This window comes from Yersinia sp. Marseille-Q5920, from assembly GCF_946902935.1.
GTDB lineage: Bacteria > Pseudomonadota > Gammaproteobacteria > Enterobacterales > Enterobacteriaceae > Yersinia > Yersinia rochesterensis.
Window position 1 is genome coordinate 61283 of the sequence record NZ_CAMPQA010000004.1, and the last position, 20045, is coordinate 81327.

A 20045-nucleotide genomic window follows, 5' to 3' on the forward strand; every position below is an offset into this window, starting at 1 on the left:
ATTATTACTGTTTAAATTTAATTTAATAATAGGAATAACTTGAGTTACTTCACAAAAAAGTGGCTGTAACTGCTTGAAAACGTGCTTACGATCATTCTCCCAACTTTGAAACAGACTAATAAAATATGCTTTACTCTATCCGAACAAAATAATAAAACAGACACATGTTTAAAAACAAACAAGTGTCCATTATGACCAGCCGAGAAAAACAAATATTGCAGCTTCTGAGACGAGATCCGTTGATCCCCCAGCAAGAAATTGCCGATATTATAGGCATAAGTCGCTCGGGTGTTGCCGGTCACATTATGAATCTGATGCAAAAGGGCTATATCAAAGGGAAGGGATATATATTATCTGAGCACAGCTACGTGGTGGTGATTGGATCTGTCAATATGGATGTTTGTGGCTATGCTGCCAGCAAACTTATTTATGAAGACTCTAATCCGGGAAAAATAAAATGTACTCCGGGTGGGGTTGGTCGAAACATTGCCGAAAATATCGCTTTATTAGGAAAAGAGTGTCATTTAATTTCAGTGGTGGGTGATGACTTTTACGGTGCTACATTGGTTGATGAGGCCAAACGAGCCGGTGTTAATGTCAGCAATTGCCACAGCCTTCATGGGGAAAATACCTCAACTTATGTTTCGCTACTGGATAATAGTGGGGAAATGTTGGTGGCGATTAATGATATGCGTATTTTAGAAAAATTAACGCCATCATTATTGGCTACCACCAAAGAATTAATTCAGCATGCTGGAATTCTCGTTATTGACTGTAATTTAACAGAAGAATCGCTCTCATGGATATTTACCAATGCCGGTAATGTACCGGTCTTTGTCGATACGGTATCCGCATTCAAAGCTCCCAGAATTAAGAACTGGCTATCTCATATTCATACATTGAAACCTAACCGCCTTGAAGCAGAAATATTGAGTGGTATGAAGATTGATAGCCGCGATGATATTCCAGCCGTAGCGAATTGGTTCCATCAACAAGGTGTCCAACGGTTGGCACTGAGTATGGGTAAAGATGGCGTTTATTTCAGCGAAATTGATGGGCAGACCGGCTGGTCACTGCCACTGAATATCAACATTGTTAATGTGACCGGTGCCGGAGATGCCATGATGTCAGGGTTAGCAAGTTGCTGGCTCGATGATATGGAGTTTGCTGAAAGTATTCGTTTTGCTCAAGGGTGTTCAGCATTAACGCTTTCCTCTGAACTGACCAATAACCCCAATCTGTCGAATGGCAGTGTCAAAAAACTATTGGAATTACAACCATGAAAAATAATGAAGTGGCACAATCTTATTTAGATATTTCACCAGAAGTTGCGCAGGCCTTGGCGCAAAATAAAGCCGTCGTGGCATTGGAATCCACTATTATTTCTCATGGGATGCCTTACCCACAAAATGTTGAAACGGCTTTACTTGTTGAACAGAAAATTCGTGAAAATGGCGCAATCCCTGCCACAATTGCTGTAATAAATGGCCGAATGAAAGCGGGTTTATCCCGTGATGAAATAGAATTGTTGGGGAAGGAAGGTCATAGCATCATGAAAGTCAGCCGCCGTGATTTACCTTTTGTGGTGGCTAATGGGCAACATGGTGCAACAACAGTGGCTTCCACCATGATTATTGCGGAAATGGCCAATATTAAAGTCTTTGCAACTGGAGGTATCGGCGGTGTACACCGGGGCGCGGCAACGACATTTGATATTTCAGCAGACTTACAAGAACTGGCGAAAACAAATGTAACCGTGGTCTGTGCAGGGGCTAAATCTATTTTAGACTTAGGTTTAACAACTGAATATCTGGAAACCAATGGCGTTCCGGTTATTGGTTATCAAACTCGCTCACTACCTGCATTCTTTTGCCGTACCAGTCCATTTGAGGTCAGTATTACTTTAAACACAGCGGAACAAATTGCTGCAGCAATGAATGCCAAGTGGGGAATGGGGCTACGCGGGGGAATGGTTGTTGCTAATCCAATTCCTGAACAATATGCGCTATCAGAAAGTATGATTAATGCTGCTATTGAGCAGGCAGTTAAAGAATCAGAAGAGCAGGGCGTTATCGGTAAGGAAAGTACACCATTCCTATTAGCCAGAGTAGCTGAACTAACCGGTGGTGACAGTTTAAACGCCAATATTCAGCTGGTATTTAATAATGCGAAGTTGGCAGCCCAAATCGCCTGTTCATATCAGAATGTTATTTAATGTATAGAAAGGTAATACGCCTTAAATAGTGTCCTTATTACAGTTGCTAAATAATAGCTCATATTCTTGAGGTGCCCTGACACATTTGTTGTCCGAGGGGCACCTTTTCGAGCATGGGCCTATCTATATAGATACTTCGGGGGATTTATGGATTTATTGCGTAGTTTGGCAGGGATGTGCATATTATTACTTATCGCCTATATTTTCTCGGTAAATAAAAGAAAAATAAGATTAAGGACGGTGGGAGCGGCATTATTACTACAAATAACGTTAGGTGCAGTGATGCTCTATGTCCCTGCCGGGAAGTGGTTTATTTCCTCTATCGCTAATACAGTTAATAGAGTTATTTCTTATAGTGACGCCGGTAGCGCATTTATTTTTGGTGGTTTGGTTAGCCCAAAAATGAATGAGTTATTTGATGGCGCAGGTTTTGTTTTCGCTTTCCATGTATTACCCGCCATTATTTTTATAACATCATTAATTTCCATCCTTTATTACTTGGGGATTATGGGCTGGTTGATCAACATTCTCGGCTCTATTTTTCAAAAATTACTGGGTATCAGCAAAGTTGAATCATTTGCCGCGGTAACGACTATTTTCCTGGGGCAGAATGAAATTCCTGCCGTAGTAAAACCCTTTATTAATAAGATGAACAGCAATGAGTTGTTTACCGTGATTTGTAGCGGCATGGCATCCATCGCGGGTTCTATGTTGGTTGGATATGCTGGCCTCGGTGTTCCAATTGAATATTTATTGGCGGCATCATTGATGGCTATCCCTGGTGGGATACTGTTTGCTCGGATTATCAGCCCTGCGACTGAGGAGTCAAAAGTAGAATTTAATGAAATGACTTTCAGTGATAAACGCCCAGCCAGTATTATAGAGGCCGCCGCTAATGGTGCGATGCTGGGGCTGAAAATTGCAGTTGGGGTGGCTACTGTGGTGATGGCCTTTGTCGCGTTGATAGCATTAATTAATGGTATTATTGGCGGTATCGGTGGCTTATTTGGTTTTGAGCACCTTAGTCTTGAAAGTATGCTTGGTTATGTGTTCTCGCCTCTGGCTTATATTATGGGGGTGTCGTGGGAACATGCTTCTTTGGCTGGCGGTTTTATTGGCCAAAAATTAGCAATTAATGAGTTTGTCGCCTATCTGAGTTTCTCTCCTTATCTGAAAGAAACTATCGGGACGTTAGATGTAAAAACTATTGCTGTTATTTCTTTTGCTCTGTGTGGTTTTGCCAACTTTGGCTCGATTGCTGTGGTCGTGGGGGCATTTAGCGCCGTTGCTCCTGAAAGAGCCTCTGAAATTGCCCGCTTAGGATTCCGTGCATTATTAGCGGCTACATTATCTAACTTGATGAGTGCCACTATTGCCGGTTTGTTTATTGGTCTGGGGAGCTTATTGCCGGGGTAGGATGATAAGCAATATCATTAGGTCAATATAACACTGAGTGCATTAATCTACCAATCTATGGGTTAGTGCACTTACTTTATATTTAATCTAACGTATGGCGCTTGAGGTAATAACTGATTTTATAATCAGCCGGATTAAAGGTAATCACCGAAAAATCCACAATCACCCCATCAGTAGTATTAGACACGGCCAATAATTGCATTAATAGGGTTCGTGGGTCGCAATGGAGTTGTAGAGCGAACTCCTGGTTGGCAACAATGGGTAAGAATGTTTGTCGGCAACCCTCAATCTGATAATTAGCCTGTTTTTCAATAAAGTCATATTTTGACGATTCAAGATGATGGTAGGTTAAATCCGGCATCAGAATGACAGGTAGATAACTTTCTTCTATTTGAATAATCTGTTTATCCGCATAGCGTAATCTCTTGATATAATAGGTTTTGTCATCTTGTTGGATATTTAACTGACTGGCTATAGCCTGTGGAGCCCTAATGATTTTGAATTCAGACACTTCTGTGTGAGGTGTCTTGCCAAGCATTTTCATATGTTCAGTAAAACTGTTCAGATGATTATTGTCGTGTTTAAGATCTTTCCCGATAATAAAAGTGCCTCGACCCTGCTGGCGCTCTAATAAACCATCCTGAATTAAAACATCCAATGCTTTTCTGACAGTCATTCGTGATACAGAAAAACGTTCAGCTAACTTAATTTCAGAGGGTAAGCAATCACCCACAGAAACATCTTGATGATTTATTAACTTTCGAATATTGGTAACTAGATTTTTATATACCATTTTTATACCTATTTGGATGGAGATGTTCATCACAAGTATTTTCATAACATACTAATAATTAATCAGTAAAACTCAATCGGTATGAAAAAAAGTTAAAACGTCTAACTTTTAAGAAAATAATATACAAGTGCGACTAACGATTTAATGCAATATTGGTCACATATTTTTATCAATCGCCAAATCATAACCTTCCTATTCCATAGAGTGATGACTGTTCACACTCAAGAGGGACGCTGTCATGTTAAGTTCGTTTAATCGGTTTGGCGGGGCAATGCTCGGTGCGGTGCTACTCTTTCCTTTTGCTGGGATGATAGTCGGGCTATCTTTGGTGCTGCAAAATCCAACCTTTGCCAGTCCAGATGGTTTATTTTTCCAATTATTAAAAATCATTGAATCCGGTGGCTGGACTGTATTTAACAATATGGGATTGTTATTCGCTGTTGGCTTACCTATTAAATTAGCAAATAAAGCGCCAGCGTCAGCCTGTTTGGTTTCTTTAATTACCTATCTGACCTTCAATGCTTTTCTCGGGGCAATGTGTGAAGTTTGGGGCGCACATTGGGGTGTTAATTTTGCACAAGAAACAGGTGGCACCAGCGGTCTGGCGATGATTGGCGGTATTAAAACACTGGATACCAGTGTGATTGGCGCAATTTTGTGTGGCAGTTTGGTTACCTGGATTCATAACCGTTATTACTCAACCAAATTACCTGACTATATCAGTATCTTCCAAGGCGCAGCTTTCGTTAATATTCTTGGTTTTATTGTTATGTTACCGCTGGCTTTTATAACATTAATGCTGTGGCCAAAAGTGCAGTTAGGCATGATTTCATTGCAAGGTTTTATTTTGCATGCCGGTAACTTTGGTATCTGGTGTTATATCTTCCTGGAAAAAATTTTACTACCTACTGGTCTTCATCACTTTGTTTATAGCCCTTTCCAATATACGGATGTTGCTGTGCCCGGTGGTACTACCCTGTATTGGCTCACGCATTTACAAGAATTCAGCCAATCTACTGAACCTTTAAAACAGCTGTTCCTAGCAGGTGGTTTTGCTATGCAGGGTAATGGTGCGGTATTTGGTGGTTTAGGAATGGCGTTGGCGATATACAGCACGGCAAAGCCGGAAAATAAAGCCAAAGTTGCGGGCTTGCTAATTCCGGCAACAATTACCAGCATGTTTATTGGTATTACTGAACCGCTGGACTTTACCTTCCTGTTTATTGCTCCGGCGCTATTTGTGGTGCATGCCATGCTTTCAGCCACCATGACCGTCGTGATGTATAGCTTAGGTGTCGTGGGGAACTTTGGTTCTGGAATACTCGAGTGGGCGACACAAAACTGGATACCGATGTTCAGTCACCATGCCAATGTCATGATAACTCAAATTATTGTTGGTGTTATTTTCAGTGGCGTCTACTTCCTGATATTCCGTGTTTTGATTCTCAAATTTAATTTCAAAACATTGGGCCGTGAAGACAGTGATCTCAAGCTTTATTCAAAACAAGATTACAAGCAGAAAGGCGAAAGTCAGGGTGATGAGTTCCAACAGCGCGCCAGTGCTTATTTAGAAGCTGCAGGTGGGAAAGACAATATTGCCAGCTATACCCACTGCTTTACCCGTTTAAGATTAGTTGTAAAAGACATGAGTCGTGTTCAACCAAGTACAGCATTCAAAGCCTATTCCGCGATTGAGGTTTATAAAAATGGTAATGATGTACAGGTAATTGTTGGCAACAATGTAACGCATATTTATGAACAATTTGCAGAGTTGATGAATTAAGGAGTTTTTAGATGAAAAAATCATCCATTTTGATTGCTGGTGGTGGTTCAACCTATACCCATGGCATTATTCTTATGCTGTTGGATAATTTACACCGTTTCCCTATTTCGGAAATAAAACTGTATGACGATGATGGCCCTCGCCAAGAAGTTATCGCCAAAGCTTGTGAGATTATTTTGCGTGAACAATCCAGCGGAATAAAGTTCTCCTACACCACCGATCCTCAAGCTGCTTTTAGCGGGGTTGATTTCGTGATGGCACATATTCGGCAGGGCAAACTTCCGATGCGTGAAAAAGACGAAAAAATCCCAATGAAATACGGCTGTGTTGGGCAAGAAACCTGTGGTGCGGGGGGAATTGCCTATGGTATGCGCTCTATTAGTGGAGTGCTGGAAATTCTTGATTATATGACAGAATATTCCCCGAATGCCTGGATGCTTAATTACTCTAATCCGGCCGCTATTGTTGCCGAGGCCACTCGTCGCTTACGTCCTACTGCCCGTATTTATCATATTTGCGATATGCCTATCAGTATTGAAGAGGCAATGGCTAAAATATTGCATTATTCTTCCGCGGAAGATTTAGAAACTCGTTATTACGGGCTCAATCATTTTGGCTGGTGGAGTTCTGTGCGTGATAAAGCTACCGGCGAAGATTTAATGCCAAAATTGGCTGAACACGTACGCCAATATGGTTATGCTGATGAGCAAGGCGAGGGTAAAGAAGAAATAAGTTGGAATGAAACTTTTGCTAAAGCTCGCGATAGTTTTGCATTAGACCCTGGCAGCTTCCCAAACACCTATTTGCAATATTATCTGTACGGCGACGATATGGTAGCACATACCTCACCAGACTATTCCCGCGCAAATGAAGTGATGGAAGGCCGAGAAAAGTTTGTGTTTGATGAATGCCGTAAAATTATTGCTGAAGGCAGTGCGGAAAATACTCAACTTAAAATTGATGAACATGCGTCTTATATCGTTGATTTAGCACAGGCTATTGCATTTAATACCAAGCGCCGCATGTTATTGATTGTGCCTAATAAAGGTATCATCAGTAATTTTGATCATGATGCGATGGTTGAGGTACCTTGTCTGGTAGGTGCGGAAGGGGTTGAGCCATTAGCTATTGGCGATATTCCGACTTTCCAGCGTGGCCTGTTATATCAACAGCATGCAGTAGAAAAATTAGTGGTAGATGCTTGGATTGAAAAGTCCTACCAAAAATTGTGGCAAGCACTGACATTGTCTAAAACTATTCCAAGTGCCAAAGTGGCGAAGCTGATTTTAGATGATTTAATTGAAGCTAATAAATCCTATTGGACGCTGAACTAGCCATGACTAAACACCGTTATGGTCTATTGGGATTGTAACGGTGTGCCAAATCCGCGTGAGACCAACACCAGGGATTCACGTTTTATAAAATACTCATTAAAGTATTTCCGCAATCTGCCGATACTAATGTCTGATATTTATATGCTTTTAATCATAATCTAGTTAGCCAGAGCAATAAATTAAAGATGGGGAATGGCAGGTGAGCGAAACGTCTAAAGAGAACTTTGTAAAAACCAATAAATTAGCAATCTGTGCAATTCTTCGTGATCTAAAGAAGAACGATACCGCAGTGATGGTCACTCATGCCCGTGGGCAATTCATTAGCCGCATTCTGGATGTGCTTCCTGACTCGGATCAATTTATTTTTGATTTTGGCAGTGTCAGTCATGAGAACATCGCAGCACTGGCTGCTAGCCAACTGAAAATTATTGCAGAGCCTACCGGTGCTAAAATTGAATTTACCTGCAATCCACTGAAAGAAATAACGTATTTATCTTTACCCGCTTTCAGCACTTTCATTCCTGAAAGCCTTTACTTTATTCAACGTCGGGAATATTTCCGGGTAAGTATTCCTCAATGGCCTGCTTATTATTGTGCAGGGAAATTCGCCGACGGCAGTAAATTCTCTTACACATTAGCGGATGTTTCTTTGGGAGGAATGGGGGTTTATGCCGCTAAAGGTAGCGAGTTCCCGGTTCAAGGGTGCGGCATTTTGCGTGATGTGTCAGTTGATTTATGTGGCTTTGGTATTTTTAAATTGGATTTGCAATTTATCCGAGCTATCGATAAACAAGTGGTAAATAACAAAGGTGAAACCCTCACCGTGCAGCGCTTGAGTTTTAAATTCCCTCGCTTAAGCCCAATTCAAGAAAAAGGATTGCAACGGGCTATTTTTGAACTGGAAAAACAACAAACCGCCAAAGCCCGAAAATTTCAGGATGGAATTTAGTTTTTGAAACTATACCCTAAATAATTTGAGTTACAGGAAAGCGGTCAACGCAAATGTAGCTTGAAGTATGCGGATATATGGGTGATGACCCGCTGTTTGTGTTATTGTCGGCAGGCAGCAGGTATTTCAATTTCCTTTCTGGTTATGTTTATAACTGTTTGTTTTTTCTTCCTCATTTCATACCCGCATCCCTGTTTTTTTCTTTGGGCTATAATTAATACTTTTCAGTTTTATTGCTCTTGCATCTTCATGCGTATTGTCAGTCTTTACCTACCTCTTTTTTGACTGAACATTTTTACGTGTCAGCCTTTTGTTTTCCATCTTCACTCAGCATTTTTGACAGCATTCTACTGCAGTGGCGTTTCCTGCTCAATATCACGCGGCTCGCACCGCTCAGGCGGCTCACCTGAGCAATTCGTTTGGATAGGCTTTTATCCAGCTATCCCCGATTTTTTGTTATGTAGATCGCCATAAGATTGTATGAGCACCGGACCAGAAGGTACCTATGAAATTATTTCTTAAGACTATTCTTGGACAGCGCCCCATGTGGGGATCACGAACAACAGTCACTCCTTGGCATGATTTTGCCCCGGTTAGGGAAGAATTATTCAGTGTGGAGAGGCTGGAGCAGCATGCTGAAAGCCTCGCCAAAGCTCAGTCGATAACTACCCACCCGCCACGGGTATCTACTTTGCATGCCCGTCTGGATGATAACGCCAATACCTTGTTGGCGGCGTATCGGGCCAGTGCCGCAGAGTTGGAAAAGGGCCGCACAGTCGTCCCTGCGGCAGAGTGGTTGCTGGATAATTATCATCTGGTCGAAGAACAGATCCGCGAGATTCGCGATGATTTGCCGCCGGGTTATTACCGTCAATTGCCGAAATTAGCCGATGGGCCCTTTGCCGGTTATCCGCGTGTTTTGGGGATTACCTGGGCATTTGTGGCGCACACTGACAGTCACTTGGATCCCGATGCTTTATGTCGTTTTATTATGGCGTATCAGCGTGTTCAACCGCTGACCATCGGTGAGTTATGGGCGGTCGCGATCACTTTGCGTATCGTGCTGATAGAGAACTTACGTCGCCTTGCCGATCAAATAACACAAGGGCGTAAAGCGCGTGCAGATGCTGAGGTGCTGGCAAATAAGCTATTAAAAACAGGAGACAGCCGATTAGCGCTGGAGTCCGATATTGCAATGCGCTCCACGGAGCCTTTATCTGAGCAATTTGCATCTCAGTTGGCAAAACGGCTTAGAGACCAAGATCCGCGTACCACCCCCGCGTTAGGATGGCTGGAGGATCGCCTGAAATTACAAGGCGTAACGGTCAGTGAGGTGGTGCAGAATGCCCAATTACGGCAAGGGGCTTCCAACGTTTCAGTCCGAAATGTGATAACCAGTATGCGGCTGATTTCGGATATTGATTGGGCTGATTTGTTTGAGAGTGTCAGTCTGGTAGACGAATGCTTACGGCAGGGAAGCGCCTTTGCTAGCATGGATTTTCAAACCCGCAATCTGTACCGCAGTGCTATCGAACAATTATGCCGTGGTTCGACTTTCACTGAACTGGAGATTGCCCGCCTTGCTTTGCAAGCAGCGCAGAATGCCGCCGCTACGGCAGAACCTGAAAACGTCGACCGCTGCCGCGATCCCGGTTATCACTTGATTAGTGCTGGGCGGCGTGAATTGGAAGAGCAGGTCAGATTCAGCCCATCAATACGATTGTGGTTTAGCCGCTTGAGCATCCACCTCGGGGTTGGCGGCTATATGGGGGCGATTTTACTGGTCACGGCTGGATTACTGGCATTGGCGCTGTGGGCGCTCTCTTTCCCCGGTTTGGCTACCGGATGGCTGGTGTTATTGGCCTTCGTTGGCTTTATTCCGGCCACTGAAGTGGCGACTGTGCTGATAAATCGCGTTATTACCTGGAGCTTCGGTGCCACTATTTTGCCGGGGTTGGAATTGACCAACGGCGTACCCGATGAGTTGCGTACCTTGGTGGTGGTGCCGACATTGCTGACCAGTAAGGCAGATTTACTGGAGCAAATTGACCAACTAGAAGTTCATCATTTGTCGGGCACGACCGGCTCTCTTACTTTTGCCCTATTGCTGGATGGGGTGGATGCAGATACTCAGGTGGTCGCGAGTGATGGCCCGCTCTTGGCTTTGGCTAATGAAGCTATTGCCCGGCTTAATCAACAATATGGCCCCGGCCCGGCTGGCCCGCGTTTCCTGCTGCTCTACCGGCAGCGAATATTTAATGAAAGCGAAAATCGCTGGATGGGCTGGGAGCGCAAGCGGGGTAAGTTGCATGAGCTTAACCGCCTGTTACGCGGAGCAACAGATACTTCATTTATTGCTACCGCCGCCGGTGAGCCACAGGTGCCCGCGGATGTGCGCTATGTCATTACGCTGGATGCCGATACCCGCCTTCCTCGCGATGCGGCACTGCGTTTGATTGGCAAAATGGCACATCCGCTGAATCGGCCGCGTTTTAGTGCTGATCAACAACGGGTGGTTGATGGCTACGGTATTCTCCAGCCTCGAGTGACATTGGCATTGCCGATGGGTAAGGGTAGCTCATTGTATCAATGGGTTTTTTCCGGCCCGGGGGGGATGGATCCTTATGCCGCCGCGGTTTCAGATGTTTATCAGGATATCTTTGGTGAAGGCTCTTACACCGGCAAAGGTATTTATGATGTTGATGCATTTGAAGCGTCATTGCTGGGCCGGGTGCCGGATAATACTTTGCTCAGTCATGACTTGTTTGAGGGGATTTTTGCCCGGGCGGGCTTAGCCTCGGATATTGAAGTGGTTGAGGAATCTCCGGCACGCTATGACGTGGTCAGCAAACGCCAACATCGCTGGACGCGGGGCGATTGGCAATTACTGCCATGGATTATCAAGTCATCTATTATCAAATCCGCTAATACCACACCCGCTAATACCAAACATAGCCCCGACAGCAAAAGTGTTCCGCTGTTGGGCCGCTGGAAAATGGTTGATAACCTGCGGCGTTCGCTGGTTGCGCCCTTCACATTGCTGTTGCTGGGGATCAGTTGGATGCTACCGATGCCCGCGGCGTGGGTCGGCGTGCTGTTGGTCATCGTATTGACCGCTTTACCCGCTTTTTTGCCGATTTTATGCTCCTTGTGGCCGGCCCCAAATACTCGGCTTAGTAACCATTTTCGCTCTTTATTCGACGATACCAAACGCGCCGCTAGCCAAACATTCCTTTCGCTGGTCTTTTTGGCCGACCATGCCTGGCAAATGGCGGATGCTATTGGTCGAACACTGATTCGCTTGTTTATTACTCATCGAAACTTATTGGAATGGATGACGGCGGCCCAATCCGCAGGGCAGCCGCGCCCCGGTTTATCCGGTTTTTATCGGCATATGGCTGGTGGTGCATTATTCGGTATGGTGATGTCCGTCATTGCATTCATTTCCTCCCCAAATGCTTGGCCGTTGATTTTGCCCTTTGCGGTACTTTGGTTGTTTGCACCCGCGATTGCATTGTGGGCCAGCCGCACCTATCAGGTGGTGCAGCATAACCCGATAACCGCGGACGATATTCTTGAGTTGCGTTTAACCGCCCGCCGCACCTGGCGTTTCTTTGAAACCTTTGTCACACCCGACGAAAATATGCTGCCGCCTGATAACTTTCAGGAGGATCCAAAACCGGTGGTGGCACACCGAACATCGCCGACTAACATGGGCCTGTATTTGCTCTCGACCCTGGTGGCGCGTGATTTTGGTTGGGCAGGGACGTACCGCACGTTGGTGCGGCTGGAAACCACCTTTGACACATTTCATAAATTGGTTCTTTTCCGTGGGCATTTCTTTAACTGGTATGACACCCAGGATTTGCGGGTGCTGGAACCGGCTTATGTTTCTTCCGTCGACAGTGGGAATCTGGCTGGGCATTTGATTGTATTGGCCAATACTTGTGAAGAGTGGGCGGCAGAACCGCTAGCAGCTAACGGTGCTAAGGGGTTGATGGATAATCTGTTATTAGCGAAAGCCGCATTCAGAGAGTTACCGCCGGGAGATGATGATTTTAAACGCAAACTCTGGGCGATTCTGGCGCAAATCCGCATGGATTTAAAACATGTTGGTGAAGCGGAAATGCTGCCGCTGACATTGAAACCTTTGTTGGCGAAAGCCTCCGCGATGGTGCATGGCGTTGCTCGTCCAATCGATGACAATGCATTTATTGATTTAAGTTATTGGATTGAAACACTGATTGTGGCCGCCGCTGAACATGAATATGACCAGCGATTGACCCAAGAGATGCAGGAACAGGTCGCTGACCGGTTGCTAAAGTTAGCGGCCGAAGCCCGTCATATGGCGTTGGCGATGGACTTTGCTTTCCTGCTTGATCCTGAACGCAAATTACTGTCTATCGGCTACTCGCTGGTGGATAACAGCCTTGATCCAAGTTGCTACGATTTGCTGGCATCTGAAGCTCGGCTCGCCAGCTTGTTTGCTATCGCCAAAGGCGATGTGCCTACCCGGCATTGGTTCCGTTTAGGGCGAGCGGCAACCCCCATCGGCAAAGGGGCCGCGCTGATTTCATGGTCTGGTTCGATGTTCGAGTATTTGATGCCATCATTGGTGATGCGAGCGCCGGCGGGGAGTTTATTGGATCAAACCAATCAGTTAGTGGTGGAGCGGCAACAGGCTTATGGGCGCAGTTTGAATATTCCATGGGGGATCTCTGAGTCGGCATACAATGCGCGCGATATCGAGTTTACCTATCAATATTCTAACTTTGGCGTACCGGGGTTGGGGCTAAAACGCGGCTTATCAGAAAACACCGTCATCGCGCCTTATGCGACCGGCTTGGCAACCATGATTGACCCCCATGGCGCACTGCAAAATTATGAGCGGCTGGCCAAGATGGGGGCGCTGGGGCGCTATGGTTTTTATGAAGCACTCGATTTTACGCGCTCCCGATTGCCGGAAAATCAGCCGGTGGCGATTGTCCGCAACTATATGGCACACCATCAGGGGATGACCATTGTGGCTATCGCCAATACTGTCCAGCAGGGGCGGATGCGCAACCGCTTCCATCGTGAGCCGATGATTCAAGCTTGTGAATTATTGCTTCAAGAACGTATGCCGCGCAATGTGGCCATTGCTTACCCGCGTACCGAGGAAGTCTTGCTTTCCGCCGTGGCAGATAACGCGTTGCCCACCATGCGCCGCTTTCATTCATCTGTTATAGGGGCACCCGTTATCGGGCCGCCTATTACTCATTTGTTATCCAATGGCCGTTATGCCGTGATGTTGACCACCGCCGGTGCTGGCTATAGCCGTTGGTTGGATGTCGCGGTCACCCGCTGGCGGGAGGATGCCACCTGTGATGATTACGGTTCCTTTATTTTCCTGCGTGATTTGCGCAGTGGCCGCAGTTGGTCGGCAGGGGCGCAATTAGCCGCCAGTGATAATGCGCATCGCGAGGTCATCTTTGGTGAAGATCATGCTGAGTTTATCTGCCGCGACGGCACACTCACCAGCACCATGAATGTGCTGATCTCCAGTGAAGACGATGGTGAAGTTCGCCGAGTTTCATTGCTGAACACGGGCCGCCGTGCGCGGGAGATTGAACTGACTTCTTATGCTGAAATGGTGCTCACTGCGGCGGCAGCCGACAATGCCCATCCGGCATTCGCCAAAATGTTTGTGGTCACTGAATTCTTACCGGAGCTGGGGGCATTAATTGCGACGCGGCGGCCTCGCACGGCGCAGGAACCTCAGGTCTGGGCGGCACATTTCATGGTAGCCGATGGTTTGCCAGTGTCAGTATTGCAATATGAAACCGACCGCGCGAAATTTATTGGCCGCGGTAACCGGGTGGCGACCTCAACAGCGATACAAGTGGGGGAGTCACTGTCGAATACCCTGGGGACGGTGCTTGACCCGATATTCTCATTGCGCCAAAGCTTATTGGTTCCCGCCGGTAAGACTGTCACCGTCTCCTTCTGGACATTAATTGCATCATCGAAAGAAGCGCTGCTGGACAGTGTGGATCGACACCGTGACCGCAGCGCCTATGACCGGGCGAAAACACTGGCCTGGACTCAGGCTCAGGTACAATTGCGCCATCTGGACATCAAAGCGGAAGAAGCGGCCGATTTTCAGCAATTGGCTGCGCCGATTCTGTATGCCGATGCTCGTTTCCGCTCGCCGTCCACGACTATCATGCGCGGGGCGGGGGTCCAGTCAATGTTATGGGCGCAATCAATCTCCGGCGATTTACCCATCGTTTTGCTGCGTATTGAAGACATTGAGGACATTGAGCAAGTGCGGCAATTACTGCGCGCGCACGAATACTGGCGCATGAAACGCTTGGCTGTTGATTTAGTTATCATCAATGAGCGGGCCTCTTCTTATGTGCAGGATTTGCAAATTGCGATTGAAACCGCGGTGCGTAGCAGCCAATCGCGCCCTCGTTTTGGTGATGAACTGCGCCAGGGGTCGGCATATGCTTTGCGGGCTGATTTGATGAGTGCAGAAACGCGCGCGTTATTATATTCGGTTGCGCGAGTGGTGCTGTCCGCTCGTTATGGCACCTTGGGCAATCAACTGAATCATCTATTGTTCGCTCTCGATAAAAAAGTGCTGCCGTCCAATAAAAAGCGATTTGCATCAGATAAAAAGCTATTCGTATCAGACAAAAAAACATCCTTATCTGATAACCGATTGATTGAAAAAGATAAAAAAACAGGTTTCTCTCTGATTAAATCGGCCAATTCGCCAGCAAATTCTCCATTGCCGTTAGCGAAAACATTATTACCGCAGCCAGACAATCTGGAGTTTTTCAATGGGCTGGGCGGTTTTGGCCAACAGGGGCGGGAATATGTCACTTACCTCAATGATGGGGAAAATACCCCAGCGCCTTGGATCAATGTTATTTCAAATCAAACCTTTGGCTTCCAAGTTTCCGCTACCGGCAGTGGCTATACCTGGGCCGAAAATAGCCGGGAAAACCAGATAACGCCGTGGCTGAATGATCCGGTCATCGATTCGTCCGGTGAATGCCTGTATTTGCGTGATGAAGATTCCGGCCTAGTGTGGAGTCCGACGGCGCAGCCCATCCGTGATGGCGGCACTTACATTGCTCGCCATGGCCATGGCTACAGCCGGTTTGAGCATCAGGCCAATGGCATTGGTATGGCGCTGCTGCAATATGTGCCGCTGGCAGACCCCATCAAGATATCTCGGCTGACATTGCATAATATGTCGGATAAACCACGGCGTATCTCAGTCACGGCTTACGCCGAGTGGGTATTAGCGACGTCGCGCGGTGCCTCCGGGCCATTTATCATCACCGAGATGGATGAATCGACCGGCGCGATGTTGGCGCGTAATCCATGGAGCACCGCATTCCCCGGCAGAGTTTCTTTTGCTGACCTTAATGGTCAGCAAAATAGCTGGACGGCTGACCGCAGCGAGTTCCTCGGCCATTATGGCAATAGCGCCGCGCCGCTTTCATTGTTGGCAAAAATACCGCTATCAGGTGCGACAGGCGCGGGGTTTGACCCATGCAGTGCGCTACAGCAGACACTTGAACTGGCCGCCGGTGAGCAGGTTGAAGTGGTTTGGTTTATCGGCCAGTGCGACTCAGTGAGCGATGCACAGACATTGATTACGCGCTACCGCGCCGCAAATCTGGATGCGGTGCTGACGGAAGTCACGGATTACTGGCGCACGGTATTGGAAGCGGTTCAGGTGAAAACGCCGGACAGGCAAATGGATATCATGCTCAATGGTTGGCTGCTGTATCAAACATTGGCCTGCCGAGTTTGGGCAAGGTCGGCGTTTTATCAGGCCAGTGGCGCTTATGGCTTCCGTGATCAGCTACAAGATGGCATGGCGCTCACCTTTGCTCTGCCGGAGACAACTCGCCACCATCTGCTACGGGCTGCCGGGCGGCAATTCATTGAGGGCGATGTTCAGCATTGGTGGCTGCCGCATTCAGGGCAGGGGGTGCGCACCCGAATCTCTGATGATCGGGTTTGGCTCTCTTATGCGACCGCCACTTATATACTTGCCAGCGGTGATGCTGCGGTATTAGATGAAATCGTGCCTTTCCTCGAAGGGCCGATATTGCATCCGGGCGAACACGATGCTTTCTTCCAGCCATTAGTGGCGCAAGAAACTGCCTCTCTGTTTGAACACTGCGCTAAAGGGCTGGATCAATGCATTGAACTGACTGGTGAGCTGGGTTTGCCATTGATGGGAACCGGCGACTGGAATGATGGGATGAACCGGGTTGGTGAAGAGGGAAAAGGCGAAAGTGTTTGGCTCGGTTGGCTGCTGGTGGCGACACTGAAAATGTTTATTCCGTTGGCGCAAGAGCGTGATCCGCTGCGGGCCAGCCAGTGGCAGCACCATCTCACCGGCTTAATTGCGGCATTGGAACGGGAAGCATGGGACGGCGATTGGTATCGGCGTGCCACTTTTGATAACGGCAGTTGGTTGGGTTCCAAAGAGTGCGAAGAGTGTCGCATAGATTCTATCGCTCAATCATGGGCGGTGTTATCTGGAGCGGCGGATCCCCAGCGGGCGGTGCAGGCGATGGCCTCGCTGGAGCAGCATCTCATTCGCCCAGATGATGGGATGGCGTTGTTGTTCACTCCTCCTTTCGATAAAACGCCGGATGACCCCGGCTATATCAAAGGTTATCCGCCAGGATTGCGTGAAAATGGCGGGCAATATAGCCATGCTGCAATGTGGGTGATTCTTGCTTTTGCCGAGTTGGGAAAAGGGGATAAAGCGCGTGATTTGTTTGCCTTACTTAATCCTATAAATCATGGAGATACTCCAGAGAGGATTGCACGTTATAAAGTAGAGCCTTATGTGGTGGCCGCTGATGTCTATTCTGTCGCGCCGCATGTCGGGCGTGGTGGTTGGACGTGGTATACTGGCTCAGCGGGTTGGATGCATCGTGCGGGTATTGAGGGCATTCTGGGTATCCGACGCGAAGGGCAAGAGTTGGTGATTAATCCTTGTATTCCAGCTAGTTGGCCGGGGTTCGAAGCGACCATCAATCTTGCGAATACGCGCTATGCTATCCGTGTTGAAAGTCCGGCGCAGCGCTGCCAAGGGATCAGTTCAGCGACATTGAATGGTTCTCCTCTCTCCTATCAGCTCGATGGATTGCGGGTCGCGTTGGATGGGGGGGAATACGAACTGATTATCGTTTTGTAGCGGTTATTCACTGAGTCGAGATAGACACGACTGATTCAGCCAACGAGTCAATCAGCGCTATCTCAACTTAACAAAATAAAAACTAAAAAATATGTTGAATTATCATGCGATTGCCCCAATATTATAAGTAGAATAATAAGGAGGATTAAGTATGGGGATCAGCGAAGAAGAGAGTATCCGCCGTTTGACTGATGAAAAAAGCTCGATTGGTCATTCGGCTAAATGGGTAGCAATTATCTCTGCTATCTATTTCATTATTATGCTGTTTTATCAGCATGAATTGGGTGTGTTAACCTTAGCGGGTGGGATTTTTGTGGTGTCATTCTCAATCTGGATGAAAAAACGCCAGAAAGTAAAATCTTACAAGGATCAACTGCAACAGATGGGCAATGACAAAATGGTGTAATTTTTAGGGTATAGACTGATTGGTCAGAGAACAGCAGGCGCAATGCCTGATGAATTGTTCATCCTATTTCAGCGATTTAGACATATTAAATCCCGTCACTACAAATGCCATTTGCTCATATAATCTTTTCGCCTGTGGGTTATCTGCCGCGACACGCAGTTTTATTTCAAATATACCTTGGGCAACCAGCAGTTTTTCCAATTCCTGTAAACAGGCCGAGCCATAACCTTGGCGCTGATACTGTGGCAGCACATAGAAATCTTTAATAAAGGCTGCGCTATCATTTACCCCCAAACCAAACCACAAATAGCCCACCAGTTGTTCATCGAGTTCAGTGTCACTTTTATTATCGAGACAAAACAAATGATCGCCAGAGCTATTAACACCGTCTGGTAGGTAGCTATCAAAGAGGTGTGTAGCATGAGCCACGGCCTGTTCGGCGCTATAACCGCTGTTGGATGATAAATCTTGTGCATACTCGGCAATAAATAAATTCCGATAGTTGCAGAGTTCGTCAGTGCGCATTGCTCTGAGTGTGACCATGATGTTTTTCCTAATGAAACGCGCTATTGTGATTATTCAGTCTTAGGCCGAGTAAATTTAATTCGGAAAACACAGAGTAACGCTTTTCAGATAGTAAAATATATAAAATAAATCATCAGTGGGAATGTTATGACAACACAAAATAGCCATAAAGATGCGGTTGAAAGGCAGTTTGGTGATCAGGCAAATGCTTATTTGACCAGTGCAGTGCATGCTCAGGGTAAAGATTTACAGCGCCTGGCGACCCTACTGCAACCCCACGGTGATGCCCATCTGCTTGATCTCGGCTGTGGTGCCGGGCATGCCAGTTTCGCCGCTGCGGCCGTGGTGAAATCTGTGGTCTCTTATGATCTCTCCGCACAAATGTTAACTGTCGTCAGCCAAGCTGCGGTGGATAAAAAACTGACCAATATTGAGGTAAAACAAGGGCTGGCTGAATCCTTGTCTTTTGATGATCAGAGCTTTGATGTTGTCATCAGCCGCTATTCAGCCCATCATTGGCATGATGTCGGCCAGGCTTTGCGCGAAGTTAAGCGGGTATTACGGCCCGGTGGCAAAGTTATTTTTATGGACGTAGTTTCCCCCGGTCATCCAGTGTTAGATATTTATCTACAAACGGTGGAGGTGTTACGCGATACCTCGCATGTCCGTAATTATGCGCCGGGAGAATGGCTGGCACTGTTTACCGAGGCCGGACTGACCATTAATGAAGTGACTTCCGATCGGTTATATTTGGAGTTCAGCAGTTGGATTGCCAGAATGCGCACACCAGAACATTTTTCTACTGCAATCAGCGAGTTACAAAAACTAGCCTCTGATAGCGTAATTAACCATTATGAGATTCAAGCAGATGGTTCATTTACCAGCGATATTATGATGATTGTTGCAAAATGTAGCTAAATATATCAAAAATTGGGCGGCGGTATATTATATCGACGCCCACACTTGGTTATTCCTCTTTATTTTTCCGTGCGACATAGATTAATTTATTTCCTCCTTATTCTCCTCACAATGATTGATGTTCTTTACATAGCATTACGTCCCCTTGCATTGGTTCGCTCATAATTAACCTCACAAAGACATTATATATCACCCGTTAGTTGGAGCATATTATGAAACTATTACCTATCATCGCCGCTGCACTTATTGCTACCGCCTCATTCGCCACTATGGCTGCACAAGAAGTTAGCCCAGCACAAGCGACTAAATTGCAAAGCATGGGGGTTATTTCTCTTTCTAATATCAGTGGTTCACCGACGGATGTGGAGTCGGCACTGAATGCGAAAGCGGATGCAGATGGCGCCAGCCACTACCGAGTCATTGGTATTAGTAACCCAGGTGACTCGAGTAATTACAGTGCCAGCGCTGAGATTTACCGTTAATCTTTCA

General features: G+C 46.6%; 12 protein-coding genes. 10 read left to right on the forward strand and 2 right to left on the reverse strand.

What is annotated here, in order from left to right; genetic code table 11:
* Nucleotides 1–191 precede the first annotated feature (191 nt).
* The 3 genes from OVO64_RS07135 (at nt 192) to OVO64_RS07145 (ending at nt 3631) form a co-directional block, all read left to right on the forward strand.
* The gene (locus tag OVO64_RS07135; protein ID WP_230852374.1) at nt 192–1283 is read left to right on the forward strand and encodes a PfkB family carbohydrate kinase; all 1092 of its coding nucleotides are present in this window, start codon (nt 192–194) and stop codon (nt 1281–1283) included.
* Entirely contained in the window at nt 1280–2215 is a 936-nt protein-coding gene (locus tag OVO64_RS07140; protein ID WP_050291396.1) for a pseudouridine-5'-phosphate glycosidase, read from the forward strand. The genes OVO64_RS07135 and OVO64_RS07140 overlap by 4 nt, the downstream gene beginning before the upstream one ends.
* Nucleotides 2216–2362: 147 nt before the next feature.
* On the forward strand, nt 2363–3631 hold the full coding sequence (locus OVO64_RS07145; RefSeq protein WP_038631416.1) for a NupC/NupG family nucleoside CNT transporter: 1269 nt from the start codon (nt 2363–2365) through the stop codon (nt 3629–3631).
* Between the two features lie 82 nt (nt 3632–3713).
* Here OVO64_RS07145 and OVO64_RS07150 read toward each other — a convergent pair whose 3' ends face one another.
* Nucleotides 3714–4424: a GntR family transcriptional regulator gene (locus tag OVO64_RS07150; RefSeq protein WP_042562463.1), complete on the reverse strand. Its 711-nt coding sequence runs from the start codon at nt 4422–4424 to the stop codon at nt 3714–3716.
* A gap of 238 nt (nt 4425–4662) precedes the next feature.
* On the opposite strand from OVO64_RS07150, the gene OVO64_RS07155 reads away from it, so the two are divergent.
* From OVO64_RS07155 to OVO64_RS07175, 5 genes are all read left to right on the forward strand, one after another.
* Complete coding sequence (locus tag OVO64_RS07155) at nt 4663–6207, forward strand: alpha-glucoside-specific PTS transporter subunit IIBC (RefSeq protein WP_145586058.1); 1545 nt, start codon at nt 4663–4665, stop codon at nt 6205–6207.
* A gap of 11 nt (nt 6208–6218) precedes the next feature.
* Nucleotides 6219–7541, forward strand: coding sequence for a 6-phospho-alpha-glucosidase (locus tag OVO64_RS07160; RefSeq protein WP_038631420.1), 1323 nt, complete (start codon nt 6219–6221; stop codon nt 7539–7541).
* Nucleotides 7542–7740: 199 nt separating this feature from the next.
* A complete protein-coding gene (locus OVO64_RS07165) occupies nt 7741–8490 on the forward strand; it encodes a flagellar brake protein (RefSeq protein ID WP_038631422.1) in 750 nt (249 codons plus the stop codon).
* A 505-nt stretch (nt 8491–8995) separates the two neighbouring features.
* Nucleotides 8996–17707 (forward strand): GH36-type glycosyl hydrolase domain-containing protein, encoded by an 8712-nt coding sequence (locus OVO64_RS07170; protein ID WP_267248683.1) that lies wholly within the window; start codon nt 8996–8998, stop codon nt 17705–17707.
* A gap of 151 nt (nt 17708–17858) precedes the next feature.
* The gene (locus tag OVO64_RS07175) at nt 17859–18113 is read left to right on the forward strand and encodes a hypothetical protein (RefSeq protein WP_038631426.1); all 255 of its coding nucleotides are present in this window, start codon (nt 17859–17861) and stop codon (nt 18111–18113) included.
* 63 nt (nt 18114–18176) lie between these two features.
* Here OVO64_RS07175 and OVO64_RS07180 read toward each other — a convergent pair whose 3' ends face one another.
* Entirely contained in the window at nt 18177–18656 is a 480-nt protein-coding gene (locus OVO64_RS07180; protein WP_038631428.1) for a GNAT family N-acetyltransferase, read from the reverse strand.
* A gap of 129 nt (nt 18657–18785) precedes the next feature.
* On the opposite strand from OVO64_RS07180, the gene OVO64_RS07185 reads away from it, so the two are divergent.
* Together OVO64_RS07185 and OVO64_RS07190 are read left to right on the forward strand one after the other, a co-directional pair.
* Nucleotides 18786–19556, forward strand: coding sequence for a class I SAM-dependent methyltransferase (locus tag OVO64_RS07185; protein ID WP_145586054.1), 771 nt, complete (start codon nt 18786–18788; stop codon nt 19554–19556).
* A 212-nt stretch (nt 19557–19768) separates the two neighbouring features.
* Nucleotides 19769–20038, forward strand: coding sequence for a DUF1471 domain-containing protein (locus tag OVO64_RS07190; protein ID WP_004392288.1), 270 nt, complete (start codon nt 19769–19771; stop codon nt 20036–20038).
* The last annotated feature ends 7 nt before the right edge of the window (nt 20039–20045 follow it).